Origin of the sequence: Calothrix sp. UHCC 0171 (assembly GCF_034931845.1) — a bacterium.
Lineage (GTDB): Bacteria > Cyanobacteriota > Cyanobacteriia > Cyanobacteriales > Nostocaceae > Brunnivagina.
Genome location: NZ_JAYGHN010000008.1, coordinates 113,753 through 139,264, shown reverse-complemented (window position 1 = coordinate 139,264; position 25,512 = coordinate 113,753). Strand labels below are relative to the sequence as shown.

Here is a 25,512-nt window from a genome sequence, read left to right as displayed (position 1 = left end):
AAAATTTTTATTTATCTTAACTAATTTGTTGCTTAAGATACAGAATTTTTATATTTTTTTATAACTTTACTGGTTTAATGACCTGAATTCTGCTGATTAGCCCTAGCGACATGACTAGAAAATGAGAATGTAGATGCGATCGCGCCAACTAGATCTGCGACTCTAGGCTACGATTTAAGGTAGTTAGAAGTGTGAATCATCATTTATGAATGGAACAAACCAATTAAAAAAGCAAGCATCACCTCAATCTGAGGAAAATGAACTAAATGATGGTATAATCAATGACCATGCAGACCACACACATCAGAATCATAATTCGGCTCATGGTCACATTCATAGTGAAGAGTCTTTGCGGCGGATTGTGAATCGACTATCCCGGATTGAAGGACATGTACGGGGAATCAAAACGATGGTACAGCAAAATAGTCCTTGTCCTGATGTGCTATTACAGATTGCTGCGGTACGTGGGGCTTTAGATCGAGTGGCGCGAATTGTCCTGGATGAACATTTAACCGAGTGTATTGCTAGAGCATCAAAAGAAGGAAATATTGAAGCGGAAATTGAACAACTGAAGGCAGCTTTAGATAGATTTTTGCCTTAGAAAATAAAATCAAAAACAATAAAGTCAGTATTATTTACAAATATTCATGATGTTTCAATACAAAAATGTAAATAATTTACTAAGTATCATGAATTACCCTGGGGAGCATTGTATTAGTAAAAAATAGAATCTCCGGGTAATTAAGTATGCTAACGCCAACACTGTTGAACAATCGCTATCGCGTTTTGCGTGTACTTGGTGATGGTGGATTTGGGGAAACTTTTTTGGCTGAAGATACGCAAATGCCATCGGGTAGAAGGTGTGTCATCAAGCAACTTAAACCAGTGGCGAACAATCCTCAAGTTTACCAGTTGGTACAAGAACGCTTTCGGCGAGAAGCTGCAATTTTAGAAGAGTTGGGGAATGGCTGCAATCAAATCCCGACTTTATATGCTTATTTTGTTGAAAATGGGGAATTTTATTTAGTACAAGAATATATTGAGGGGCAAACTCTCACGCAAATATTGCAACAGGGTTTGTTGAGTGAAAGTAGTGTAAAAGAAATTTTAATCAATATTTTGCCAGTGCTAGATTATGTCCACAGTAAGGGCATAGTACATCGGGATATTAAGCCAGATAATATTTTAATTCGTAATAGTGACCGGAAACCAGTTCTAATTGATTTTGGTGCTGTCAAAGAGACGATGGGAACAACGGTTACAGCTTCTGGCAATTCTGCACAATCAATTGTGATTGGAACACCTGGTTTTATGCCGATGGAACAGTCGGTAGGTAGACCAGTATTTGCTAGTGATATATATAGTTTGGGGCTAACTGCAATTTATTTGCTAACAGGTAAAATCCCCCAGGAATTTACAACAAATCCGGTAACAGGTGAAATCGTATGGCGGAATTTCGCCTTGGGAGTGACACCCACATTTGCCGGAATTTTAGATAAAAGTATACAGCCAATTGGACGCGATCGCTATTGGAATGCACGGGAAATGCTATCGGCATTACAAGCACCGCAAACACCTCCACCACCTACTGCGCCAATATATCCAGTCGCAGCGCCGACTGTTCCATCTTCACCACCACCGCAGGTTCAGACTCCAACTCTAATTTCTCCACCAACCCCCCAATATGCACCAACCGCAGAAGCACATCAAGGATTACAGCCCAGAGGTTTAGGTACTTGGCAACAAGCAATTATTATTGGTGGTGTCATTGGAATTTTCGTTGTTTCAGGATTATGGGTAATGCAATTACTTGCTCGTAATTCTCTTGAGATAAATCCTAATCCTCCCAACCCCAATCTCACACCAACTGCATCGCAAACCCCCACTACTCCGATAATTACTTCACCACCGCCACCTGTTCCCCCCGTTACAAGTATTCCCCCTCAAAGAGCAGCCAATCCTATTACCCCTACTACCTCTAACCCGGCTAGTATTTCTCAAAATTCCGCAGAACAAACAATCAGAAATTGGTTAACAGCAAAAAGAGATATATTTGGTTCTGAACATCATGCAGAATTAGGAGTGCAATTACTAACAGGAAAAGCGTTCCGAGATAATATCCGAAAAACAGATAATCCTGACGCTTGTATAGCGCAGGGAATTCACGAAGATAACTGCCTGAGTTCAGTTGATTGGTTGATTAGGAATAATGCTTATTACAGCTATGGAGTGCAGAAAATAGAACAAATTAGAAATTTCTCTGCTAGTGGTGATAATGCCACCATTGAAGTTGATGTAACTGAAGAGAGAACACTATATAAAAATGGCAAAATTGACCGAGATAATACAGCATTTAAAACTTCAAGAGTACGTTATTCTTTGGTATATGAAAATGGATTGGTGAAAATATCTGACTACAAAACTCTGAATTAAATTCGGTTTTAAGTAGATATTGCACACCAATTTAAGTTTTGCTTTTTAATATTTTACTTACTGCTAGCAAGGATAAAACAGTGGACCAGCGATCGCAACAACAATCATCAGATAGTCGTGACCAAAAGCTTGCAGAGCTTGAACGTAGATTAACACAAGCAAATCAAGTTATAGCTAATTTACAACAACAGAACTTAGCTTTGAAAAAACAATTTCAAAATCAGGAATCAGAACAAGAGATAATTCAAAATTCACAGTTATCTGTAGGTGTTAGTCCAACAAAACAAAAAAAATCTCGAACAAATTATTTAGAACCCAGAATTATAACTAACCAAAAGAAAATTCCTAAACAGAAAAATAAACTACAACATCTACACTTTTATGGATTAGTTACTTTAGTTGTCATTCTGATAGTTGGTATATTTACTGTTAGTCATTTAATGACATATAAAAAATCTTCTAAATCATCAAAAATAAATAATATTTTTGCCCAAACTAGATCAATTAAAATATCACCACCTCCACCACAAGTATCTCCCAATTCAGGATTAAAAGTTACAAATACTCCGGTAGAAATTTCAGCACATCCCCCCCTATTTTCCCAACCTATAGCTGTATTACCAACTATTAATTCAGACTTTATCTATAATCTTGTTGAACCTCCACTTCAAAAAAATTCAAAATTACAAGTAATTGTTGATGATTTAGTTCAACTAGTAAAATCTTATAATCTTTCAACTGAAAATTTATCAATTACACTCATCGATTTAAATCAAAATACAATTGCTGGTTATCAACAAGAAACTCCTCGCTTTCCTGCTAGTGTCGCTAAATTATTTTGGTTAGTTATTTTACAAGCTAAAATTCAAAGCGGTTCTATTGTTCCAGATTCAGCCATAAATTCAGAGATCGATCAAATGATTACTCAATCAGATAATGATGCTACAAGTAAAATTATTGACCGCATTACAAATGCACCAACACGAGAAAAATTAGCAAAAATAGAATATCAAGATTGGAAAGCCAAACGAGATTCATTAAATACTTTTTTCACTAAAGCAGGATATAAAAATATTAATATCAACCAAAAAACTTTTCCCATACCACATCATTACAGTAAAAATATTTCCGAACCTCAAGGAAGTGATTTACAAATTCGTGGCGATAATCCTAAGAAACCGATACGTAATAAACTAACATCATTTGCTGCTAGTAGATTGATGTATGAAATAGCTAGCGAACAAGCAGTTTCACCCGAATCTAGTAAGGTAATGAAGACTTTGTTAGCCAGAGATTTACAACTTTGGCAAAAGCAGCCATTAAATCCTGAAGAGTTTCACCCAGTTAAGAATTTTCTTGGTGAGTATTTACCTGCAAATAAAGTTAGGTTTATTTCTAAGGCAGGTTGGACGACAAATTCAAGAGGAGAAGTTGCTTATATAGAGACACATGATGGTAAGGCTAAATATGTAATTGCAGTATTTGGAGATGATTCAGGTTATGCAAAAAGTCGGGATATTTTCCCTAAGTTGTCATATGCAGTGTTTCAAAAAATGACTAAACAATAAATTGAGCCTAAGCCTAACTTAATTCTTAAGTTGTAGATTTGTAGAGTGTGCGATCGCTATAATAAATCATGAAGCGTAATGAAATCATCACATTTGCGATCGCATATAAATCTAAATTTCAGATATCGTCTCGATTTTATCTTGATTATTCTCAGATGCGATTAAATAAACATGCATTTAGTTACCATTTAAATAAAAAAAAAGACCAAAAATTAATTTTATTTTTACATGGGTTTTTGGGCGATCGCCACGAATTCAACCCTATTATTGCGTCGCTAAATCAAGATTATTCCTACCTGACAATAGATATACCGGGACATGGTAAGACTCAAGTTTTAGGTGGTGAAGAATATTATAATATGTCGAATATAGCAGCAGGAATCATCAATTTATTGGATGAATTACACATAAATAAATGTGGCTTATTCGGCTATTCAATGGGTGGAAGATTAGCTTTATATCTTGCCATATATTATCCTGAAAGATTTTCTAAACTTATTTTGGAATCAGCTTCTCCTGGATTAGAAAGTCAAATGGAAAGAAACGAAAGAATCAAAAAAGATACTGGAATTGCCAGAAAATTAGAACGAATCAATACACAGGAAGATTTTACCAATTTTTTAGTCACCTGGTACAGTCAAGCAATTTTTGGAAACATCAAAAACCATCCTGGATTTGAGCAATTAATCAGTAACCGTCTACGAAACAATCCTCAAGAATTAGCAAAATCTTTACGCTTCATGGGAACCGGATGTCAGCCTTCACTTTGGGAAAAGCTGAGACAAAATCAAATACCTACACTTTTATTAGCTGGTGAAGACGATCCAAAATTTATAGGTATTAACCAAAAGATGCAGAATATTTGTAGATTTTGCCAACTCACAATCATTCCCAAGGCAGCCCATAATACTCATTTAGAAAATACAGACGAATTTATGCAAGCTATTATTTCCTTCGTTTAAATTCATTGACTTTATTAAACCTAATTTATATCCCTGATCGAGGTTATATATAAAGCAAAGCTTAAGACCAAAGAAACCCGGTTTCTTGGATTTAAGTATCGAGCATCATCTGACTTTTCGATGAGAAACCGGGTTTCCCCTTGCGTGGCTATCTTTAATATTTATGTTATAAATGGTCTCATATTAACTGCAACTAATCAGTTATCATCAATTCTTCTCGTCATCTCCGCGTCTCCCCATCGACTTTCTCATTAACTATTAACCTTATTTGTCGCTTTCAACTCATCTTGCAACATTTTCTGATAAATACTTGGTAGATAACGACTCATCGAATTAGTTTCAATTCCGTATCCCAAACTTGTCCAAGTCGGAGAAAGTAACTTTAAAACATTATTTAACTTACCTTGACGCAGTAATTGAGTAATATCAGTTCCCCAAACTTGCGAGTCACTCAACCACCGATAAACTACGACATCTTGATACTCAGCCTCAAAGCTATAAGAAGACCACAGCATAAATTGTGAGGGTTTGGGGTGATAGCGAGACGCAATCTGCTTCCAAGTCGTATTAATAACTTGATATCTTCCAGCTGCCGTTGAACAATTTCCTTTATTTGGACCATTAACAATAGTGACGCAAACTTCAGGATGGCGACTCAAATCATTGACATGTTTTCCACCATATAAAACCGAATAGGGACGGTTAGTATTGGCTTCGCTGGCGGAAATAGTTCGCATCAATGCACGTACATAAGGGTCTCCCCCTTTCATCACCAAAGGTGGTTGTTTTTGACTATATATGGGTTCCCTAGTTTGAGACCATCGCAAATCACCTGTTATTAGCCACTGGATTAAGCACACAAACCCAAGTAGAGCGATTAGCGGCGCAATGAGTTTTTCAACCCCTTTTGTTTCAAGCTTTTTCAGAGTCCGGCTCCTTAATATCTAACACTCTAACCATCAAAAACTTGATACTCTTCAGTTTTCGCAAAGCGACAACTAAGAGATACCAAGAGATTCTTGCTCAAGTTTCATCCTAACTAATAGCAACAATTTCTACTACTCAAATTCCATTAAATGAATATCAGTGTTTTTAATAAATTGGAGTGTGATTATATACTCATTTAATTTACGCATTAACAATCTATACCAGTATTGGGCACGGTATTAAATGCTTCTTGCTGCGACAATTACAGTAACTTCACTAGTTCTATTTTTCTGACATTAAGATAAGTGATTTTACATAATTAAAAGAAGTTTATTAGAGGAAAAACAGAATTATGAATTACTTATATGTAACTATTATATTGCGTAATTTTACTGTCAGTTTGAGTAATTAACGTATGTATTAAAGGGCATTCTCGTCAGAGTGCAAGAAAGTAATAGTTACAAAATTTACTATTTATTGAGAAAGTTTATGACTTTGTTTACTAGCTTACGTTTTTTACTCCCAATTAGCTTGGGAATATTATTTACTGTGGTGGAAGTTGTTTATCCCAGAGTGGTAAATGCAATGCAAGCTACTTCTGTAAGTTCTTCACAACCAGTTCAAGACAAAGAAATTTTTAATAATGGTTCTCCTGATTTAATCTCTGGGAGAGAAGCCACTGTATGGATACAAGCGGAAGATTTTGTCATTAAGGAAAATACTATTTTAAATAGTATTAAATTTTGGACAGTAGAATCACCCGAATCTATTTGGGATGGAACTATTGAATATTCATTATTTTACGATCGCGATGGCACACCAGATACTCAACCTTTTATTTCTGGTTATGGTGTTGATATTTTCAAAAAATCTACAGGTCGGGCTTTATATGGTTATTACAATGAGTTTGCTTATACTTTTGATTTAGCAACTCCGGTTAATTTACTTGCAAATAATAAATATTGGTTAGGTTTACATTTATCCTCAAATTTTGAGCTAGATGGGATTTATTGGGAGACTACAAGCGGCGGTTTTGGGCTTCCTGGCATCAGCGCTTATGAAGGAGATACTCATAATTGGTCGAGAGAATATAGTGAACCAGTGGAACGTGCATTTGTATTAATGACGAAATCCCATGGTGATAGTCGCTCAATTCCCGAACCATCAATGATTTTGGGCACTGTAATTGTTGCGGGTACAATACTCCGTCGTCAGATGAAAAAACATGAAAAAGATAGCGATTAATATCTAAGTGGTGTTTAATTTTGATTATTATTTATGCAAAAAAAATTCTACTGGTTGGAATCAAAATTAGAAAGACTAATGAATGCGATCGCATGATTGTATAGTCGCGACTCACTCATTAGCCTGATTCTGAAACTATGTCATTAAACTTTAGCCAACTCAGGCGCAGGACGCTTACTATTACGAATTGCATTAATTGCTTCAGCATAGTCGGGTGCATTATAAACCGCAGAACCCGCTACAATCGCATTTGCGCCAGCTTCTAATACTTGCCAAGTATTATTTGCCTTTAAACCACCATCAACCTCAATCCAAGGGTCTAAACCCCGTTCATCACACATTTGACGCAACTTTTGAATTTTTGGCACCATCGTGGGAATAAAGCTTTGTCCCCCAAAACCAGGGTTAACGCTCATAATCAAAACTAAATCACAAAGGTCGAGAACATGCTCAATCAAAGTCAAAGGTGTGGAAGGATTGAGTACAACACCTGCTTGTTTCCCAAGCTCTTTAATTAACCCAAGTGTGCGGTGTAAGTGGGGTGAAGCATTATGCTCACAATGGACTGAGATAATATCAGCACCAGCCTTGGCAAAATCTGCAACGTATTTTTCTGGTTCCACAATCATTAAGTGGACATCTAGTGGCTTTTTCGTCACTGGACGAATTGCATCTACTACCAAAGGACCAATGGTTATATTAGGAACAAAGCGACCGTCCATTACATCGACGTGAATCCAGTCAGCACCAGCTTCGTCAACGGCACGAACTTCTTCTCCTAAACGGCTAAAGTTAGCCGATAAAATTGATGGAGAAATGACAATGGGTTTCTTTGATTGAGTGTAGGTCATGGCTGGTGGGTCTAGACGCGGTTTAATTCTGTATGCATTGTAACAAAACTATGAGAAAATCTCATCCTAATTCCATCCTACATGGGAAAGGGGAAAGGGAAAAGGGGAAAGAGTTATTCTAAATTCTTAATACCTAAAACTAATGATTAATAACTACCAATAACCTATTGACAAAATGACAAAAAAACAAACTTGGATTATTTTTGGCTTGAGTGCTGCTTGTTTGACTACTCCGGTGCTGGCTTTAACTTTTAGCAGTTCAATTGATAGTTTGGGTATTGATGCTCTGAAGTTGCACAAACCTCCTTACAACTTGACTGGACGAAAAATTGCAATTGGTCAGGTAGAAATTGGCAGACCAGGGAAATTTGGGGTTGATAAAGCTGTTTCTAATAACCATGCATTGTCTTTGGTGGCAGTCTTCTTGCGAAATACTCCGGCAAAGTCAAATAGTGGTGTTGATCCACATGCACATAATGTTGCGGGTGTGATGGTGAGTAAAGATAAAGCATTCCCCGGAGTGGCACCGAATGCACGTTTGTATTCTGCGGCGGTAGGTGCGACTAAAAGTCAAGGACAACCAGAAGAATGTTTAACCGCGCAGCATATTGCCACGCAAAACGGTGGAGATGTGCGGGCGATAAATTTTAGCTTTGGCGAACCTTTGAACCGTGATCCCCGACCGGATGCGGTGTTAGATGGGAATGCCTTGTTAACAATGTGTGTTGATTGGTCAAGTCGGGTACATGATGTTTTATATGCGATCGCAGGTAATCAAGGTAAGGGTGGTATTCCTATTCCCACTGATAATTACAATGCGATGAATGTGGCGTTTTCTTCCCGTCGTGAACAAGTTTTTAACAAAGTTGATGTTTCTAACTTAGCTGCTGCCAATGAAGGTGCCGCAGCCCGATTGGCAGGTAAAGAAATTAACCTCGGTGCGCGTCGTTCAGTGAATATTCTCTCTCCTGGTAGTAATATCAGAATGTTGAATCCTGATGGTAAGGTAAATAAAGTTACGGGTACTAGTTTTGCAGCACCACATTTAACTGGAACGGTTGCTTTGTTACAAGAATTTGGTGATCGAGAATTAAAAAACAAAAAAAATAACTGGAGTCATGCTTCTCGTCGCCATGAAGTCATGAAGGCTGTTTTGTTGAACTCGACTGATAAGTTGAAAGATAAGGGTGACGGTTTGCGGTTAGGCATGACACGGACAATTATTGACAAGCAAAATTTAGACTGGTTAGCATCTGATGCCTATCAAAACCCGAAAATTCCCCTTCATGCCCAAATGGGTGCGGGACATTTGAATGCGTCGCGGGCTTTACAACAATTTAGCGCTGGGCAATGGCAACCCAATCAACCTGTAGCGGCTTTAGGTTGGGACTATAACACCGTTGCCGCTAATGCATTTGTTGATTATGTATTAGCAAAACCATTAAAAGCAAATAGCTTTGTGGCGGTGACATTAACTTGGGATAGATTAGTCGAACTCGAAGATAAAAATAATAATCAGATGTATGAAGAAGGGGAAAATTTTCGCGATCGCGGTTTAAATAATCTTGATTTATACTTAGTTCAAGAAAATGGTTCTACCGTTGCTAATTGTGCTTCGATTAGTGAAGTTGATAGCGTCGAACATGTTTTTTGTCCCGTTCCCGTAGCTGGTGCATATAAAATCCGTGTCCAATACAAGCAACAAGTCAACGAACCTAAGCAAGCATATGCACTAGCTTGGTGGACTGTTCCAGTCAACTAGAACCAAGAAAATTATTAGTTTGATAATTCTTCTCCGCTCTCAGCACAGCAACAAAAGCATCATTACTAGTGAATGGTAAATGGTACTGTCGAGAAAGAAGAGGAAAAGGGGAAAGGAAACTAAAAGATAAAAACTAAAGATAATTTTTTACCTTTTCCACTCCCCTACTCAACAGTTCTTTACTCTTCCAAATCTTCGTCTTCCTCTTCTTCCTCATCTTCGGCTGTCTTGCGTACCGAATTAGCGGAGACAACTGCACCCATTTCCAGTTTTTCACGGACGAGTTTCTTGATTTGTTCAATCAAATCAGGCTTTTCTTCCATGTATTTAATCGCATTATCACGCCCTTGAGAGATATTCTCACCGTTGTAGCTATACCAAGCACCTTTACGGCTCAAAATACCTGTTTCTTCTGCCAAATCCACTAAACAGCCAATAGTCGAAATACCTTTACCAAAAATAATGTCAAATTCGGCGATTCTAAAAGGCGGTGCAACTTTGTTTTTGGCAACTTTGACTTTAACTCTGTTACCAAACTCCTCAGTACCTTTCTTCAAGGTTTGAATGCGACGAATATCTAAACGAACCGACGCATAATACTTCAAAGCATTACCACCAGTAGTTGTTTCTGGATTCCCGTAGGTGACACCGATTTTCTGACGCAACTGGTTAATAAAAATCACAGTACATCCAGATTTACCAATATTACCAGTAATTTTACGTAGAGCTTGGCTCATTAACCGCGCCTGCAAACCAACGTGTGCATCGCCCATTTCCCCTTCGATTTCCGCACGGGGGACTAATGCTGCTACTGAATCAATCACGACAATATCAACTGCCGCAGAACGTACCAATTGGTCAACAATTTCTAAGGCTGCTTCCCCAGTATCTGGTTGAGAAACCAGTAAATTCTCGATATCAACACCCAAACAACCCGCATATACAGGGTCTAATGCGTGTTCCGCATCCACATAAGCTGCAATGCCACCTTCCTTTTGTACTTCCGCAACCGCATGTAAGGCTACTGTTGTTTTACCAGAACTCTCTGGTCCATAAATCTCAATCACACGTCCTTTAGGCAAGCCACCTCCCAACGCCAAGTCCAGAGTTAGGGCACCACTGGAAATGGTTTCTACCCTCATCCTGCTGGCATCACCCAAGCGCATAATCGTACCTTTCCCAAAAGTCTTCTCAATTTGGTTGAGTACGACACCAAGGGCTTTTTGCTTGGCAGCATTATTATTATCTGCGGTATTTGCAGCCATTTTTGCCTCTTTTTTACCATTTCCATCTGCGGTGTTTACAGCCATTTTTGCCTCTTTCTCACCTGTAAATATATTAGTTATTGATTTGCTGGGAGTATAGAATCTGAGATTTTACTAGAACAGATATACTATTCTACGTCAGAAAAATTAAAAATGGGACATCTCCAACAAAAAACGTCACAATATTTCCGGGGAAGCAGAGTAGATTTAGGGAAAGTAGGTCAGCACAGTTAAATATCAAACCCCTTGCCAAATCTCTTTGATAACAGGAAAGCTTTGATTATCCTTACCGATTAAGAAGAGGTAGGGCTAATTTTGTCTGAATTTTGTGCTTCTATGATTTAAATTTGCTACATCTGATTCTAGCCAGATTAGGTAGAAAATCCAATACTCAATCGAGAAATTGAGATTTGAGTCAAGCTAAAATTCTGCTCTAGCCCGAAGTGCGGGATTCGGGAAAATTGCTTGGAATCCTGTTTGTCGATCGCTGGGAGCCTCAGGACCAGTATCCCACAAACTTTCATAGTAGAAGAATGCGACACCCAAACCACGTTGTTGTGCGGCTCGAACCTGCGATTGCACTTGTTGAATTGGAACTCGCCGAGTTCGTAATCCAGCCATAATACCTATGCCTGTAGGTATTGATTGCTGTGTTTCTAAAATTTCGGGACGGGTAAGTTTAGCACTAAATGCTTGCAAGTCGTCACGATATACCTGCATAACTAACTCATCGACAATTCCTAAACGTACCCAGTTCAACCAATCTTGGAGTTGAAATTTATAGGCGAAATCGTAGTAATTGGGGGAAACAGAGAAAATCGCATTTGGTTTTCTGGCTTTTACAGCTTGGTTTAACTGCACCATGAATGCTGTAATTTTATCAGCACGCCAACGTATCCAAGCTTGGTCTTGGGGATTTGTTGGGGCTGGTCTGCCAGTTTCTTGAGTGTACAATGCCAGGGTATAGCGATCGAAGCCAAAATCCTGGGGCAAGCTCATATGGTCGTCAAATTGGATACCATCAGCATCGTATTTAGTGACGACTTCTAAGACTAAGTCACTGATAAACTTTTGTACTTCTGGGTGGAACGGATTGAGCCATGCAACCTCACCCGCAGCACTAATTGATGTTTTCGTTCCGTCGCGTTTTTGCGTGAGCCAGTTGGGGTGATTTAAAGCTAGCTCAGAGGTTTCCGGAGCCATGAAACCAAATTCAAACCAGGGAATTGCTAGCAACCCTTGACGATGGGACTGGTTAATCACATCCGCAATAATATCTTGTCCTTCTGTGCCTCTATATATAAAAGGCTGGATGTTTCGTCCTTGTGCCACCGCACTGGGATACATAACGTAACCCGAATTGTAGATGACAGGGTAAACTGTATTAAAGTGGAGCCTTCGTAGCTGGCTCATGGCTTCGCTCAGTTTAGAGCGATCGCGCAACACATTCAAGTCATTATTAGTCATCCACACCCCGCGAATCTCTTGTCGGGGACGTTGGGGAATGGGTTGTGGTACTGGCTGAACCGTAGAGGATGGAAACTCCGGTTCTAAAGGTATTGGTTGAGGTAGGGGGATGGGGACTGGTTGTGGTTGGGGAAATTGTGGGGCTTGGGGATATGGCTGGGGAGCCGGAAATTCGGGTACACCTGGATAGGGTTGTGTTTCTGGGAACTCCTGTGCCACAACAGGGGCAAAGTTACCCAGTATCATCACCAGAATGAAAGATATTAAAGATAGTATTGCGAAAGAGGACTTGAATGAAAGTCGCCAAAATCGAAAAGCAGTGCGTAGTCTCATCGGCTTGAATGATGTGTTAGTTACCCACGCACGCCATCGCATGTTTTTGTGATGGAATTTACTCGCCATATTAGTTTACAGGTATTTATGCTGCCTAAAGCTGCCAGTTGATTGTGGTTCACTCAATGCCGAGTCAGCATCGAATTAAGCATCAAATAAATTGACGCAGATTTAACTAAGGTAGATTCTTTGACGCAATCAGTAGCTAAGTAGTGCCCTAATATTGGGGGAAGACCTAAAGGTTTGCCGGAATAATTGATGATAAAACCGACGCGGAGATGGGGAGACGGAAAGAAAAATTAATCAGGACTGAGTATTATGTTTGCCTAATCACTTCTTACAATTAAAATTTCTCCGCGTCCCCGCGTCTCCAAATCTTCGTGTCACTCGTAATAATAAGATTCAGCCGGACATGATATCATGCCTTCCTCACAGTCTCCTCATATTTTTTCAATATCGTGAGAGATAGTTGATATTTCTGTCATTCACGAGGATAAAATCTATGAAATGGCAACAATTAATTCTGGCTTTTATAGCTACAATTTGCTTAATATTTGCAGGCAATGCCCTGGCGCAGACTGATATCAATATCAACAATACCAACCTCATTCGTTTTGGTGGAAGCGTAACCGTACCAGAGAATCAAGTTGTCGAAAATGCCCTGGCTTTTGGTGGGAGTGTCACCGTATCCCCTAATGCTAGAGTTTTGGATACTGCGATCGCTTTTGGCGGGGATGTCATCCTGAAACAAGGAGCGCGGGTAGAAGCTGATGCTTATTCCTTTGGCGGCAAAATCCTACAGGAACCGGGTGCAATTATTGGTGGTGAGAAAGCAACATTCAGCGATCGACATGGCATGATGTATGGTTCCAATCAGGGCAGAAGTAGCTTCTTTGCTCATTATTTCTTCAGTGCCATTTTTAGAATTAGTGCTGCCGTAGTCGCAGCTATTCTCGGACTGATTATTTTGCATACCAACCCACAGTTCCTGCAAAATTTGGCGACAAAATTGCATCAGCACCCCAGTTTAACTGCTCTATGGGGAATGGGGGCAATCATCTCCTTTGTCTTTGTCAGTGTGTTTCTGGCGATTACGCTCATTGGTATCCCCCTGATTCCGTTATTAACCCTGACTGCGATCGTTACTTCTCTGGTAGGGTCGTTAGGTGTAGCACTTTTTGTTGGTCAACGCCTAGTCAGTAATGATGATTCTCGTTCCGAGAGGCTACGCCAACAGTCGTTACAGCAGCAGTTCTTGGTGGGTTTGGCAATCCTGACAGTTTTGGCACTAATTCCATTTTTCGGGGGGTTAGTAGTTTTCCTAGTCAATTTGTTTGGTTTGGGTGTCATCTTGCTGTGGAAATTTGGTACAGAAAAACCCCAAATAGCTACTTAGTTAAATGTTCATAATTATTATCTACATCATCTCCATATCGTTACATTGGAATTCTTTTTGGGGTAATTGATTTAGTATGAAATTAATGCAGTCGTTGATATTTGAACTAGCCCTGTCTAGGTGACTGACATTAGTGGCAACTGTATCGAGGAGATGGGTTTAGAAGCCCTGAAAATCATTTTAGATCGTAGGCAAGGAGGTTCGTCATGGATCTAGTCCAATTTGTGATAGTTCTCATCGTGGTTGGGGTTCTGTTGTGGCTCGTGAACAACTACATTCCCATGGATAGGAAAATCAAGCAAATCCTGAACATTGCAGTTGTCATCGCCGTCGTTTTGTGGGTGCTTAAGGTGTTCGGAGTGCTTGGTTCTCTCAGTGGAATTCGTATCGGTAAGTAATCAATTACAACAGTTATAGTTTCGATTATGCTGCATTGTAATCTAGGGTAGATTTAGATAATTGCACTTTTGTCAAGAGATTGCAGTCTAAAACAATAAATCCATTTTGGCGATCGCTTTCCTGGGAAACTTTTGTGACTATGGAGATGTTTTGTTACTACCACTATCAAGACCCAAAACACAAATTAAAAAGGGTTGGATTTTTGTCCAACCCCATATTTTTGATGTTTTGATGTATATATGTGGCAAGTAATTAAAGTAGATTTAACTATCTTCAAAGTCAAACAGATTAGGCTAAATAAATTAGAAATCAGGTTTGACGAAAAGTAATTTCTGCCTATCCCGCAAAATTATGCAGTCTTTTGCTTTTTGCGACTACGGATAAACATACCACTAACAGTAGCTAAACCGAAGACTACACCGGGTTCAGGAACGCTGGCGCTATAAGCACCTTTACCAATACGGAATGTGTGGTTATCAGTTTCAAAACCACCACCGCCAACTTGAGAAAGGACGATTTTATCAAAGTTATCTAATTCACTGGTTGAGAATATCTCAAAGAAAGCATTTTTCTGCCCACCATGTTGCGTTGCCGAAACAGTTGCCAAAGAATTCATCATCTCATAAGTCAGCTTTTTGACTGCACTACCTCCTTTAAAGAACTCAATTGTATTACCACCACTTAAAGCACCTGCATCAAAACCAAAGTAGTTGAAAACTTTACCACCTAAAGCTTCAATGATTGTATTGTTACCCTGGAAAACAGCTAAATATTTGGAATTATTAACCTCAGCGTTAACACCAGCAGGTGCCCACTTGTCAGAATATATACCTGTTTGACCAGAATATGCAGTTGTTGAATAGCTACCCTTGGAAAATGAATACTTGACTTTGTCGTTTCCAGGTACTGCACCATTATTGAAATCGAAGGTTTCGTAACCTGTTTTATTTACTTCTGTAGAGAAAGCACCTTCATTTGTAATACTTGCATCACGATAAGCACCCGAATTATAGGTCATACTCAGAGCCTGTGCAGAACCAGCGTAACTTACAGATGCGATCGCAGTTGCAGCAGTTGATACAAGAGCAAGAGACAAAGCTTTTTTTGTTAATAACATTTTTTAAATCCTTCTCGTTTGTGTCGTCTTCAGTAACCTCATTGTGCGTTGTGTCACTTGTTTTTAACACCAGAAAAATTACTGCTTTTTAAATTTTGCTTTCCCAAAATAAAAAATCAATTAGCTTGACTCTATTTATCAATAAAAAGAGCAAATCTACTGATACTCTGGTCTATAATTTTGATTGATTTGTATAGGAAGTACAAAGTAATCAGTGAGAAATATCAAACAAACTTTATTTATCAAAGCTGCTAGTTGATACTTTGCAATCAGTTTATATTGAGAGGCTTGTGATTACAGAACAATATGAAGAATCACTCAGCCGACATAAGACTAATGTAAAGAGACAAGAATAGTAAGATAGTTCCAGATTTCGATAGTTAGTAATTTCCAAATCAAATTAACAAATGACTAATAAACAATTTGCACCAGCCACCCAACGCAACCGGGAACACATATTAGAAGTGCTTTTGCAAATACTACCTGCAAGCGGCACAATTTTAGAAATCGCCAGTGGAACTGGAGAACATGCAACATACTTTGCGCCACGATTAAAACCTCGCAAGTGGCTACCTTCAGACCCCAGCCCGATCGCCCGTGATAGTATTACTGCATGGTCGCAGGAAGTAGCATCCGACAATCTTTATCCACCGATTGAGCTTGATGCGAGTTTACCTGTGTGGAATGTCGAATCAATGGACTTGCCAAAACTTTCAATTTGTGCGATCGCTAACATTAATATGATTCACATTTCCCCCTGGGCTGCTTGTTTGGGACTCATGGCAGGGGCAGGAAGAATTTTACCTAGTGGCGGTATTCTATATATGTATGGTCCTTACAAGTTGGATGGTAAGCACACCGCACCCACTAATGAGGCATTTGATGCATCATTAAAATCCCAAAATCCAGAATGGGGAGTACGCAACTTAGATGATGTCATCGCCGCAGCAACAGCACAAAAATTAAACTTACTCAAAACTGTGCAAATGCCTGCAAATAATTTATCGGTAATATTTCAACGAGATTAGCATTTAACCCCAACGGGGTCTGTGAAAAATTAATAGCAATTCCCTCAAAGAAAGCAACAGATGATGATACAGACACACGGCAATTTATGTGTAAACTACAGCTTTGCAAGTATCTATAAATAATTCACGGCTTTTCGAGGGTGCGTTAAAATGATATTCCCTATCAAGTGTGTACAAACGATAGAATAAGCAAGTGATTCAACAAAAATCACTCCACTTAGGAATCATGTAAAAATGGGTAGTGCAAGCGTCTCGCTTGCTATTTCCCAAAGGTGTGCAAGACTTTAGCGTGAGCGCGGCTCGACTGACTTGTACTGCGATGCCCTGAGCTTGTCGAAGGGAGCTTTGCCGAAGTAGCGCTCGCCGAACGTCTCAGTCGTTCGCGGAGCGTCTCCGAAGGAGATACGCTGCCCACACTACTTGTTCAATTTATTTTTACACGAATACTTAACAATTGCTTAACCAAACAAACAATAACCAAGGAGGTAAATTATGGCAATTCTCAAAATGGAAAACGGCAGCACCTACACCAAGTTAGAAGAAATTGTACAGGAACTTGCGCCACTTCATATCACCCTCAACTACTGGTCTATAGGTGATAATCTAGAGTTACAGGAGTTACTTGCCCAAGATAGCCTCAATGATGCTGAAAAAGAAACAGTATTACAAGGGTTAGATAATTATTTTGAACAACTAAAACAATCTGCTGGCTATACTTCCCGCGATTTAATCGTCTTGCATCCAGAAATTCCCAACCTCGATATGATGCTGGCAAAATTCGAGAAAGTCCATACCCACGCAGATGATGAAGTGCGTTACATAGTCGCTGGTGAAGGAACTTTCGGATTTGTGCGTCCAGATGGTAGTCAAGTCGAACTCACAGTTCAACCTCAAGAATATATTAACGTTCCCGCAGGTACGGAACACTGGTTTTATCTCACACCTGGAAAACGCATCAAAGCTGTACGCTACTTTATTGGTACTGATGGTTGGGTTCCCGAATATACAGGGACGGAAATTCGTGTTCAACGTCAAGCTGTGGTTGCCAGCTAGACAGGAATAGGGAAACTAGTGGTTTCCCAAGCTACAATTGATGTTTTGAGATTGACGCGGAGAATTCTCGCAAAATTGCTTTGGTAGACTACTAGGGAGATAAGGGGGATGCGAAGAATTGTTTTCTGTGATTTTGATGGCACAATTACTGCCCAAGAAACATTTGTAGCTGTTTTGAAAGAGTTTGCACCAGAATTGGCAGCAGAGTTAATCCCACAAATGTATGCCCTCAAAATTACTTTACGGGAAGGTGTGCGCCGCATATTAGAATCAATTCCATCTTCGCGGTTGCCAGAAATTATTGAATTTACTCGCAATCAACCAATGCGAGAAGGATTGCCAGAGTTACTGGATTTTCTCGATTCCCAAGATATACCCTTTGTAGTCGCTTCTGGCGGGTTGCGGGAAATGGTAGAAGCAGTGATGGGGGATTTAGTACAAAGAGTCAAAGCGATTCATGCAATCGACATAGACACAAGCATCTCCCATTTTCAAGTCATATCACCCTACGAAGGAGAGACAGAATTAGTAGATAAAGTCAAAGTGATGGAAATGTACCCCGCAGATGTGAAAATTGCTATTGGTGATTCCGTCACGGATTTAAATATGGCGCTTTCCACGCCACTAGTTTTCGCTAGAGACAGATTAGCTCAATATCTAAGCGATCGCAACAAGTCCTATATTGCTTGGAATGATTTTTTTGATGTGCTACATGCTCTCAAATCCAAAATTTAAAAATCTAATTTAAAAATAAAAATCTAAAACCCTGAACACCCCCAACTCCAAAACTATCGAAAAATGAGCCAGCAACAATTACTTACAAATCTTAGTATAGATTATGACCCCCGATTAGAACTCTGCCAAGCTGCTAGCCACTTCTATAAACAGGGTTGGATGCTAGGAACAGCAGGTAATCTTTCCGCGAAGTTAAATGATGGTAGTTTCTGGATTACCGCCAGTGGTAAGTCAAAAGGAGAACTAAAATTAGAAGATTTTGTGCGTATATATCCAGATGGAGCAGTGTTTGCAGTTACGCCCGAATTACAACTATCCGCTAAACCATCAGCCGAAACATCAATTCACCAAGTAATTTACGAACTTTTCCCCGAAGCTAATGCTTGCTATCATGTTCACTCAGTTGAAGCAAATTTAGTCTCAAATTTTGTTGCCGGCGATGAATTACCTTTACCACCTTTAGAAATGCTCAAAGGATTGGGAATTTGGGAAGAAAATCCTAATTGCATGATGCCTTTATTTACAAATCATGCTCATGTTCCCCAAATAGCAGAAGATATTAGAAATTATTTCCACAGTCAGAAATCTCAACATCAATCAACCCAAGTTCCCGCATTACTCATCCGTAATCATGGCATCACAGTTTGGGCAAACTCACCCAAAACAGCATTTCACTACATCGAAGTCGCAGAATATATTTTTCGCTATCTTGTCGCTGCCAGAAAAGCAGGAATTTAATTGCTGTTGAATACTGAGTTTATAGTTACAACAAATAATTACCCTTGTTCTTTTTCCCTATTCTCATATGAATATTCGTGTTGTCGCTCGCGTGATTACCTTACCAAACAAAATTGAAGAATTTAAAGCATTAGCGTTAAATCTTGTGGAAGCCACTCGACAAGAAGATGGATGTATTCAATACGAACTTTTGCAAAATCAATCTGATGCAACTGATTTCACATTTGTAGAAGCATGGGAATCAGAAGCCGCATGGAATCTACACTTAAACACACCCCATTTTTTGGATGCAGCTTCACAACTGGATGGATTGGTGGCATCCGCACCAGATATTCGCAGCTACAAGTTATTAAAATAATTGACAAAATTGAGCTTTTTGTCTCAGTCTCCCTGTGGATATTCATCCCATAAATTCGTAATTTCACGCAAGCTTTGGTAGTTTCCATTACCTAGAATAATGTGATCAAGGAGAGGAATCCCTAAAAATTGCGCTCCTCCCAATAACTGCCGAGTTAATTCAATATCTTCACGACTAGGCTCGACATTGCCAGAAGGATGGTTATGCGCCACAATTAACCTGGTTGCCCCTTGTCTGAGGGCTTCCCGGAAAATTTCCCTGGGTGGGGCGAGGGTTTCCGTCGCTGTGCCAATGGTAATGATTTGCCGAGCCAGCATTTTATTTTTGACATCCAAAAGTATAATTGCGAACCTTTCCTGTAACTGCCACATTAAATCTTGACTGAGAACGGCGGCGGCAGCAGCAGGACTATCAATAGGAGTGCGATCGCTCGGATTTGCTTGAAAAGTTCTTTTTCCCAACTCAACTGCTGCTAAAATACTTGTGGCTTTAGCTGGTCCAATTCCCTGAATATGCATTAATTCCGCCGGAGTTACATCCCGCAATACCGCCAAAGGATCGCGATCGTTTTTCCCTAATTCCCGTAAAATATATTGCCCTAAGCCTACCGCAGATAGTTTTCCCGCACCTTGACCTGTGCCTAACAAAATCGCAATCAATTCTGCTGTAGATAATACTTTGGGACCATTTGACAACAAACGCTCCCGTGGGCGTTCGCTTTCTGCCATATCGGCAATTCGTAGGCAATAGGTCATAGGTAAAATTTGGAAAATATCAAAGATAGATGTACCTATCTTTATTTATCTCCTGTTTGTGGGTGAAGATAGGCTAATTTGACAAAATCTTTAATTTTTCGCCACCAAAATAAAATCTTCGAGATTGGGGGATATTGAGGATGGCAATTAAGTTTCTTGTACTTTTTCTCTAAAAGATTTCTCTACAATCGTGACAACACATCATATCGAGTCGGGTAAGTCAGTTATTATTAGTTTTTCTGTGCGTCCCTCTATCTCCCCATCTCCGCGTCATCCCGTCCTATTTTTGAGAACTGGTATTTTTTATTTCCCAAGTCCCTCAGTCACCTGACTATCCGTGAAAATTACTGTGGGGAACTACTCGTCAGTGTCGATAACAAGCTGCGGCATTGCTATTATTGAAGGAATTATCCGCGCTATGGGAACAGATAAATTAATATAAGTAAGAATTCACGGATGAGAATACTCTCAACTCTAACTAGTACAACAAGTAAAAAGTAAGAAGGCAACAGAAAAAAGATTTTTATAGATTTTTCAGCCATTTAATATGGTTGCTTTATTTCCACCATTGTGTACTAGCATCTGTACAAGACGTATTCTCATCCCTGACTTTTAAATTCTTTCCCAATATTTTATAGCTTCGTCTAAGGTTAAACAGCCGATGTCGCCAAATTCACCTCCCCAACAGTCAGAACAAGCCGAAATTGTTGAAAAAGTCGAAAAAATGTATTTACCGCGTACCAGCGAATCGGAAAATTTAAAGAAAATCCGCCACACCACATCCCATGTCATGGCGATGGCTGTACAAAAGCTGTTTCCCAAGGCGCAAGTTACAATTGGTCCTTGGATTGAAAATGGTTTTTATTACGACTTTGATAGCCCTGAACCGTTTACCGATAAGGATTTGAAAGCCATCTATAAGGAGATGGTGAAGATTATTAATCGCAAATTGCCAGTCATCCGCGAAGAAGTCAGTCGCGAAGAAGCTGAAAAAAGAATTCAGGCGATTAAGGAACCCTACAAACTAGAAATTTTAGGGGATATTAAAACAGAACCCATTACAATTTACCATTTGGGCGACCAATGGTGGGATTTATGTGCAGGTCCCCACGTTGAAAATACTGGAGATTTGAACCCAAAAGCGATCGCACTAGAAAGTCTTGCGGGTGCATATTGGCGTGGGGATGAAAATAAGGCACAGTTGCAACGTATCTATGGAACTGCATGGGAATCCCCCGAACAGTTAGCAGAATATCAGCGACGCAAAGAAGAAGCTCAACGTCGTGACCATCGTAAACTAGGTAAGGAACTGGGATTATTTATATTTTCCGATTTAGTTGGTCCCGGTTTACCGTTGTGGACACCCAAAGGTACTTTATTGCGGAGCATTCTCCAAGATTTTCTTCAACAGGAACAAATTAAACGCGGTTATTTACCAGTTGTCACCCCTCACCTGGGTCGGGTAGATTTATTTAAAACATCGGGACATTGGCAGAAATATAAAGAAGACCTCTTCCCGATGATGGCGGAGAGTGAGGAAGCGAAAGAACAGGAACAGGGCTTTGTCCTCAAAGCGATGAATTGTCCCTTCCACATCCAAATATATAAAAGCGAACTCCGTTCCTACCGAGAATTACCGTTACGTTATGCCGAATTTGGGACAGTATATCGTTACGAACAGTCGGGAGAATTGGGCGGTTTAACAAGGGTGCGGGGTTTTACCCAAGATGATGCACATTTATTTGTGACACCAGAACAACTCGATGATGAGTTTTTGAAGGTAGTTGATTTAATCTTGTCGGTAATCAAGAGTTTGAAGCTTGACAGCAATTTTAAAGCCAGATTAAGTTTCCGTGACCCCAATAGCGACAAATACTTGGGTGACGATGAAGCATGGAATAAAGCTGAAAATGCAATTCGTCGTGCCGTCGAAACCTTGGGAATGGATCATTTTGAGGGAATTGGCGAAGCCGCATTTTACGGTCCTAAGCTTGATTTTATCGTCAAAGATGCTTTGGAACGGGAATGGCAATTAGGAACCGTACAGGTTGACTATAACTTGCCAGAACGCTTTGATTTAGAATATGTCGCGGAAGATGGAACTCGTCAGCGTCCGATTATGATACACCGCGCCCCCTTTGGCTCCCTAGAAAGACTGATTGGGATTTTGATTGAAGAGTATGCGGGTGATTTTCCCTTGTGGTTAGCACCAGTACAGGCAAAATTACTACCAGTTAGCGACCAATTTTTAGATTATGCCAAGGATGTGGTGGCGAAAATGCAAGCTGTAGGTATCCGTGCCGAAGTCGATACTAGCGGCGACAGACTTGGTAAACTCATTCGCAATGCGGAAAAAGAAAAAATACCCGTCATGGCTATAGTTGGTGCCAAGGAAGTGGAAACCAACACCTTGAGCATTCGTACCCGTGCGTCGGGGGAATTAGGAAGTATTGCGGTGGCTGAGGTGGTTGAGAAAATGAAGAGTGCGATCGCATCTTTTGATAATTTTTAGATATTAGTCAGAATTGCGATCGTCATTAAATTGTAATTTCAAAGTAGAGATGTTACACGTAACGTCTCTTTTATTTTGTGTGCATTCATCATAATGTATGCAATATCATTTCATCTGTCGCTCACAATATACAAGTCCAGCTAATCATAATTATGTCCGGTTGAATACTTTTGATTAAGACTGACACGGAGAATTAGAGACGCGGGGACGCGGAGAAATTTTAATTGCAAGTGATTAGGCAAGCATGATATGAAGGATGCAAATTGGTGTAACTGTGTCAACTTAGTGGAAATGTTGTTCGCGGGCTTGAAATGCAGCGATCGCAGTATGCAAGGTAAGATAAATGTGTTCAGAACCAATTTTTTCTAAAAGATGCGATCGCTTGAGTTGTTTGTAGAGGTCTTGTTTGACACGTGTCATGGCAAAGGTGATGCCTCTGGCGGTTAATTCGCTATGAAATTCTGTTAATGTGTCGATCGCGGTAATATCGACTTCGGCAATTGCTTCTGTATTGAGTACAAACCACTCTACGGGTGTTGTTTCTGACTCAATTGCTTCCAATGCCCGACGTTTGAAGTTCTCCACATTGGCAAAGCAAAGGGGGGCATCATACCGATAAATTACCAATCCGGGGAAAGTTTTGCCTCCTTCCCAGTCTTCAATGTCGTGTAACCCTGGTAAACCGGGCACTTCTCCTAAAACTGCATCGTGGGGTCGTGCGACTCTGGCAAATAAATCAATGACAGATAAACCCACTGCAATGCCAACACCAACTAAAATATCTGTGAATAAAACTCCCACCGTTGTCATCAGAGCCACGAATAACTCGCTGCGTCGAAATCGTGCCAATCGGAGAAATTCAGGTATCTCAATCAGTTTAGTTGCTGCATAGATGACTATTGCCCCCAAAGCGGCTTTGGGAAATTGTGCCAGCAAAGGACGTAAAAATAACAATACCAAGATAACTACAACTAGGGCAACCAGAGAAAACACCTGACTCTTGCTTCCTAATGAATCTGCGATCGCAGTACGGCTGCCGCTACTACTAACTGGAAATCCCTGCATCAATCCGTTTCCCAGGTTTGAGGTTCCTAGCGCCAACAGTTCTTGGTTAGCGTCAATTTTGTAGTGATTGCGGGTAGCAAATGCTCTGGCTGTTAAGACATTATCGGAATAGCCAACAATTGCAATGCCAATGGCTGAGGCGACGAGTGTTGATATTTCTGGAGTGGATAATTGGGGTACAGTCAAATGCGGTAAGCCAGCCGGAATTTCTCCAACTACCGCTACTCCCTGTCGCTCCAGATGGAATAACGCCACACTAGCTGTTGCTAGTAACACTGCTAGTAAAGGAGCAGGGGCATTGGGAAAGCGACGTTGAACGATAAATAAGAAGGCTAAGACGATGATTCCTAAAATTAGGGTTGGCTGATGAATTTGCCCCAACTTCCCGAAGAATTCACCCACTTCCCCAAAAACAGTATTTGCCTCCAGACTAATGCCGCCAATTTTACCCAGTTGCCCCGTAATCATAATTACGGCAACCCCTGCCATATAACCAACCAGAATTGGTTTGGAAAGTAAGTCGGCGAGGAAACCCAGTTTGGCAATGTAACCAATAATGCAGAGAATGCCAACCAATAAAGCCAGCAAAGAAGCGAGACTGGCATAATTGCCACCATTAGCTGCAACTAAAGGAGCGATCGCAGCTGCTGTCATTACCGCCGTTGTCGATTCTGGTCCTACGGAGAGTTGCGGCGATGACCCCAATAGGGTGTAGATAATCATTGGTGGGAGAATTGCCCACAACCCGACTACAGGTTGTACCCCTGCCAACTCCCCATAAGCCATGCACTGGGGAATTAAGTAAGCTGCTACGGTTACACCCGCCAGTATATCTCCACGCAACCATGCTCGCTGGTAAGAGAGCAAACTTTTCAATCCCGGTATGCGTAGTAAAGTGATTTGATGCTTGTTCAACATGGCGATCGCACATAGAACTGGGATTTAGTTTCATCAGTTCCTTACTTAAATACTAGTATGAAAGTCCGCTCCTAAATTTTTCTAGTGCGATCATATAATTTCCCAACTTCTGATTATTAATTACTGGTAATTGAGCAAAAACTAGTTAAGCTGGCTTCGCGAAAACAGCATCTCCCTCAATTTTCACAGCGTAAGTTGCCAAAGGTTTCGTTGCTGGACCTTCTAAAACTTTGCCATCTCCTGCAAATGCCGATTGATGACAGGGGCACAAAAATTTATTTTCTGTTGCCTTCCAATCAACCTTACAACCTTTATGAGTACAGGTAGGATTGACTGCAACTATATTGTTGGCTTTTGATGTACCTACAACCAAAACTTTACCAACAGGTGAGTTTTCATTGAGTAACTGACCAGTTTTATCCAATTCGGCTACTGTACCAATATTTTGCCAGTCTTGAGATACGGTGGTTGTAGATTTTTCGGGACTGCAAGCTGCGATCGCCAGTGGTAAAGAAGAGGCTATTCCCCCAATCCCAAATAAAGTAATAAAATCACGACGATTCATAAAACGTTAAGTCTCCTTAATTTGCACGAAATCTTCAACTCTAAGTATTCGTGTAAAAAT

At 40.1% G+C, this 25,512-nt stretch carries 23 protein-coding genes; 15 read left to right on the top strand and 8 right to left on the bottom strand.

Annotated elements, in window-relative coordinates; translation table 11 throughout:
• Nucleotides 1–205 precede the first annotated feature (205 nt).
• From VB733_RS08970 to menH, 4 genes are all read left to right on the top strand, one after another.
• A complete protein-coding gene (locus tag VB733_RS08970; protein ID WP_323339731.1) occupies nt 206–601 on the top strand; it encodes a metal-sensitive transcriptional regulator in 396 nt (131 codons plus the stop codon).
• Nucleotides 602–747: 146 nt separating this feature from the next.
• Nucleotides 748–2,433: a protein kinase domain-containing protein gene (locus tag VB733_RS08965; protein ID WP_323339730.1), complete on the top strand. Its 1,686-nt coding sequence runs from the start codon at nt 748–750 to the stop codon at nt 2,431–2,433.
• Nucleotides 2,434–2,513: 80 nt separating this feature from the next.
• Nucleotides 2,514–4,001 (top strand): serine hydrolase, encoded by a 1,488-nt coding sequence (locus tag VB733_RS08960; protein ID WP_323339729.1) that lies wholly within the window; start codon nt 2,514–2,516, stop codon nt 3,999–4,001.
• A gap of 68 nt (nt 4,002–4,069) precedes the next feature.
• The gene (menH, locus tag VB733_RS08955; protein WP_416336304.1) at nt 4,070–4,963 is read left to right on the top strand and encodes a 2-succinyl-6-hydroxy-2,4-cyclohexadiene-1-carboxylate synthase; all 894 of its coding nucleotides are present in this window, start codon (nt 4,070–4,072) and stop codon (nt 4,961–4,963) included.
• 251 nt (nt 4,964–5,214) lie between these two features.
• On the opposite strand, the gene VB733_RS08950 is transcribed toward menH, so the two are convergent.
• The gene (locus VB733_RS08950) at nt 5,215–5,907 is read right to left on the bottom strand and encodes a glycoside hydrolase (protein WP_416336305.1); all 693 of its coding nucleotides are present in this window, start codon (nt 5,905–5,907) and stop codon (nt 5,215–5,217) included.
• Between the two features lie 472 nt (nt 5,908–6,379).
• Here VB733_RS08950 and VB733_RS08945 point away from each other — a divergent pair, with 472 nt between their 5' ends.
• Nucleotides 6,380–7,135: a PEP-CTERM sorting domain-containing protein gene (locus tag VB733_RS08945; RefSeq protein ID WP_323339727.1), complete on the top strand. Its 756-nt coding sequence runs from the start codon at nt 6,380–6,382 to the stop codon at nt 7,133–7,135.
• 143 nt (nt 7,136–7,278) lie between these two features.
• Here the strand turns inward: VB733_RS08945 and rpe are convergent, their stop codons facing one another.
• Nucleotides 7,279–7,986 (bottom strand): ribulose-phosphate 3-epimerase, encoded by a 708-nt coding sequence (rpe, locus tag VB733_RS08940; RefSeq protein ID WP_096611578.1) that lies wholly within the window; start codon nt 7,984–7,986, stop codon nt 7,279–7,281.
• 175 nt (nt 7,987–8,161) lie between these two features.
• Here rpe and VB733_RS08935 point away from each other — a divergent pair, with 175 nt between their 5' ends.
• On the top strand, nt 8,162–9,748 hold the full coding sequence (locus VB733_RS08935; RefSeq protein ID WP_323339726.1) for a S8 family serine peptidase: 1,587 nt from the start codon (nt 8,162–8,164) through the stop codon (nt 9,746–9,748).
• A gap of 179 nt (nt 9,749–9,927) precedes the next feature.
• Here VB733_RS08935 and recA read toward each other — a convergent pair whose 3' ends face one another.
• A complete protein-coding gene (recA, locus tag VB733_RS08930) occupies nt 9,928–11,013 on the bottom strand; it encodes a recombinase RecA (RefSeq protein WP_323339770.1) in 1,086 nt (361 codons plus the stop codon).
• A gap of 420 nt (nt 11,014–11,433) precedes the next feature.
• The gene (locus VB733_RS08925) at nt 11,434–12,729 is read right to left on the bottom strand and encodes a glycoside hydrolase family 10 protein (protein WP_323339725.1); all 1,296 of its coding nucleotides are present in this window, start codon (nt 12,727–12,729) and stop codon (nt 11,434–11,436) included.
• A gap of 4 nt (nt 12,730–12,733) precedes the next feature.
• Between VB733_RS08925 and VB733_RS08920 the strand changes: the two genes are divergently transcribed.
• The 3 genes from VB733_RS08920 to VB733_RS08910 all read left to right on the top strand — a co-directional run bounded on the left by VB733_RS08920 (nt 12,734) and on the right by VB733_RS08910 (nt 14,607).
• On the top strand, nt 12,734–12,865 hold the full coding sequence (locus VB733_RS08920) for a hypothetical protein (RefSeq protein ID WP_323339724.1): 132 nt from the start codon (nt 12,734–12,736) through the stop codon (nt 12,863–12,865).
• A 450-nt stretch (nt 12,866–13,315) separates the two neighbouring features.
• Nucleotides 13,316–14,209 (top strand): hypothetical protein, encoded by an 894-nt coding sequence (locus VB733_RS08915; protein WP_323339723.1) that lies wholly within the window; start codon nt 13,316–13,318, stop codon nt 14,207–14,209.
• Between the two features lie 206 nt (nt 14,210–14,415).
• Nucleotides 14,416–14,607: a Thivi_2564 family membrane protein gene (locus VB733_RS08910; protein WP_096611602.1), complete on the top strand. Its 192-nt coding sequence runs from the start codon at nt 14,416–14,418 to the stop codon at nt 14,605–14,607.
• Between the two features lie 350 nt (nt 14,608–14,957).
• On the opposite strand, the gene VB733_RS08905 is transcribed toward VB733_RS08910, so the two are convergent.
• Entirely contained in the window at nt 14,958–15,725 is a 768-nt protein-coding gene (locus tag VB733_RS08905; RefSeq protein ID WP_323339722.1) for a PEP-CTERM sorting domain-containing protein, read from the bottom strand.
• A gap of 407 nt (nt 15,726–16,132) precedes the next feature.
• Here VB733_RS08905 and VB733_RS08900 point away from each other — a divergent pair, with 407 nt between their 5' ends.
• The 5 genes from VB733_RS08900 to VB733_RS08880 all read left to right on the top strand — a co-directional run bounded on the left by VB733_RS08900 (nt 16,133) and on the right by VB733_RS08880 (nt 19,637).
• On the top strand, nt 16,133–16,753 hold the full coding sequence (locus tag VB733_RS08900; protein ID WP_323339721.1) for a DUF938 domain-containing protein: 621 nt from the start codon (nt 16,133–16,135) through the stop codon (nt 16,751–16,753).
• Between the two features lie 492 nt (nt 16,754–17,245).
• Complete coding sequence (locus VB733_RS08895; protein WP_323339720.1) at nt 17,246–17,806, top strand: 1,2-dihydroxy-3-keto-5-methylthiopentene dioxygenase; 561 nt, start codon at nt 17,246–17,248, stop codon at nt 17,804–17,806.
• A 108-nt stretch (nt 17,807–17,914) separates the two neighbouring features.
• Nucleotides 17,915–18,541: an HAD-IB family phosphatase gene (locus VB733_RS08890; RefSeq protein ID WP_323339719.1), complete on the top strand. Its 627-nt coding sequence runs from the start codon at nt 17,915–17,917 to the stop codon at nt 18,539–18,541.
• Between the two features lie 63 nt (nt 18,542–18,604).
• A complete protein-coding gene (gene mtnB / locus VB733_RS08885) occupies nt 18,605–19,279 on the top strand; it encodes a methylthioribulose 1-phosphate dehydratase (protein ID WP_323339718.1) in 675 nt (224 codons plus the stop codon).
• 67 nt (nt 19,280–19,346) lie between these two features.
• A complete protein-coding gene (locus tag VB733_RS08880; protein WP_323339717.1) occupies nt 19,347–19,637 on the top strand; it encodes a putative quinol monooxygenase in 291 nt (96 codons plus the stop codon).
• Between the two features lie 23 nt (nt 19,638–19,660).
• On the opposite strand, the gene radC is transcribed toward VB733_RS08880, so the two are convergent.
• Complete coding sequence (gene radC / locus VB733_RS08875) at nt 19,661–20,392, bottom strand: RadC family protein (protein WP_323339716.1); 732 nt, start codon at nt 20,390–20,392, stop codon at nt 19,661–19,663.
• A 661-nt stretch (nt 20,393–21,053) separates the two neighbouring features.
• Between radC and thrS the strand changes: the two genes are divergently transcribed.
• Nucleotides 21,054–22,904, top strand: coding sequence for a threonine--tRNA ligase (gene thrS, locus VB733_RS08870; protein ID WP_323339715.1), 1,851 nt, complete (start codon nt 21,054–21,056; stop codon nt 22,902–22,904).
• Nucleotides 22,905–23,186: 282 nt separating this feature from the next.
• On the opposite strand, the gene VB733_RS08865 is transcribed toward thrS, so the two are convergent.
• Both VB733_RS08865 and VB733_RS08860 read right to left on the bottom strand, forming a co-directional pair.
• Complete coding sequence (locus tag VB733_RS08865) at nt 23,187–24,887, bottom strand: solute carrier family 26 protein (protein WP_323339714.1); 1,701 nt, start codon at nt 24,885–24,887, stop codon at nt 23,187–23,189.
• A gap of 145 nt (nt 24,888–25,032) precedes the next feature.
• The gene (locus VB733_RS08860) at nt 25,033–25,452 is read right to left on the bottom strand and encodes a ubiquinol-cytochrome c reductase iron-sulfur subunit (protein WP_323339713.1); all 420 of its coding nucleotides are present in this window, start codon (nt 25,450–25,452) and stop codon (nt 25,033–25,035) included.
• Between the last annotated feature and the right edge of the window lie 60 nt (nt 25,453–25,512).

Excerpts from the sequence above, each read along its gene's own strand:
- VB733_RS08900 (WP_323339721.1), top strand. The coding sequence starts at position 16,133 with ATGACTAATAAACAATTTGCACCAGCCACCCAACGCAACCGGGAACAC.
- radC (WP_323339716.1), bottom strand. The coding sequence starts at position 20,392 with ATGACCTATTGCCTACGAATTGCCGATATGGCAGAAAGCGAACGCCCA.
- VB733_RS08935 (WP_323339726.1), top strand. The coding sequence starts at position 8,162 with ATGACAAAAAAACAAACTTGGATTATTTTTGGCTTGAGTGCTGCTTGT.
- VB733_RS08880 (WP_323339717.1), top strand. The coding sequence starts at position 19,347 with ATGAATATTCGTGTTGTCGCTCGCGTGATTACCTTACCAAACAAAATT.
- thrS (WP_323339715.1), top strand. The coding sequence starts at position 21,054 with ATGTCGCCAAATTCACCTCCCCAACAGTCAGAACAAGCCGAAATTGTT.
- VB733_RS08915 (WP_323339723.1), top strand. The coding sequence starts at position 13,316 with ATGAAATGGCAACAATTAATTCTGGCTTTTATAGCTACAATTTGCTTA.
- VB733_RS08895 (WP_323339720.1), top strand. The coding sequence starts at position 17,246 with ATGGCAATTCTCAAAATGGAAAACGGCAGCACCTACACCAAGTTAGAA.
- VB733_RS08970 (WP_323339731.1), top strand. The coding sequence starts at position 206 with ATGAATGGAACAAACCAATTAAAAAAGCAAGCATCACCTCAATCTGAG.
- VB733_RS08890 (WP_323339719.1), top strand. The coding sequence starts at position 17,915 with ATGCGAAGAATTGTTTTCTGTGATTTTGATGGCACAATTACTGCCCAA.
- recA (WP_323339770.1), bottom strand. The coding sequence starts at position 11,013 with ATGGCTGCAAATACCGCAGATAATAATAATGCTGCCAAGCAAAAAGCC.
- VB733_RS08865 (WP_323339714.1), bottom strand. The coding sequence starts at position 24,887 with ATGTTGAACAAGCATCAAATCACTTTACTACGCATACCGGGATTGAAA.
- VB733_RS08905 (WP_323339722.1), bottom strand. The coding sequence starts at position 15,725 with ATGTTATTAACAAAAAAAGCTTTGTCTCTTGCTCTTGTATCAACTGCT.
- mtnB (WP_323339718.1), top strand. The coding sequence starts at position 18,605 with ATGAGCCAGCAACAATTACTTACAAATCTTAGTATAGATTATGACCCC.
- rpe (WP_096611578.1), bottom strand. The coding sequence starts at position 7,986 with ATGACCTACACTCAATCAAAGAAACCCATTGTCATTTCTCCATCAATT.
- VB733_RS08945 (WP_323339727.1), top strand. The coding sequence starts at position 6,380 with ATGACTTTGTTTACTAGCTTACGTTTTTTACTCCCAATTAGCTTGGGA.
- VB733_RS08920 (WP_323339724.1), top strand. The coding sequence starts at position 12,734 with ATGAAAGATATTAAAGATAGTATTGCGAAAGAGGACTTGAATGAAAGT.
- VB733_RS08860 (WP_323339713.1), bottom strand. The coding sequence starts at position 25,452 with ATGAATCGTCGTGATTTTATTACTTTATTTGGGATTGGGGGAATAGCC.
- VB733_RS08910 (WP_096611602.1), top strand. The coding sequence starts at position 14,416 with ATGGATCTAGTCCAATTTGTGATAGTTCTCATCGTGGTTGGGGTTCTG.
- menH (WP_416336304.1), top strand. The coding sequence starts at position 4,070 with ATGAAGCGTAATGAAATCATCACATTTGCGATCGCATATAAATCTAAA.
- VB733_RS08965 (WP_323339730.1), top strand. The coding sequence starts at position 748 with ATGCTAACGCCAACACTGTTGAACAATCGCTATCGCGTTTTGCGTGTA.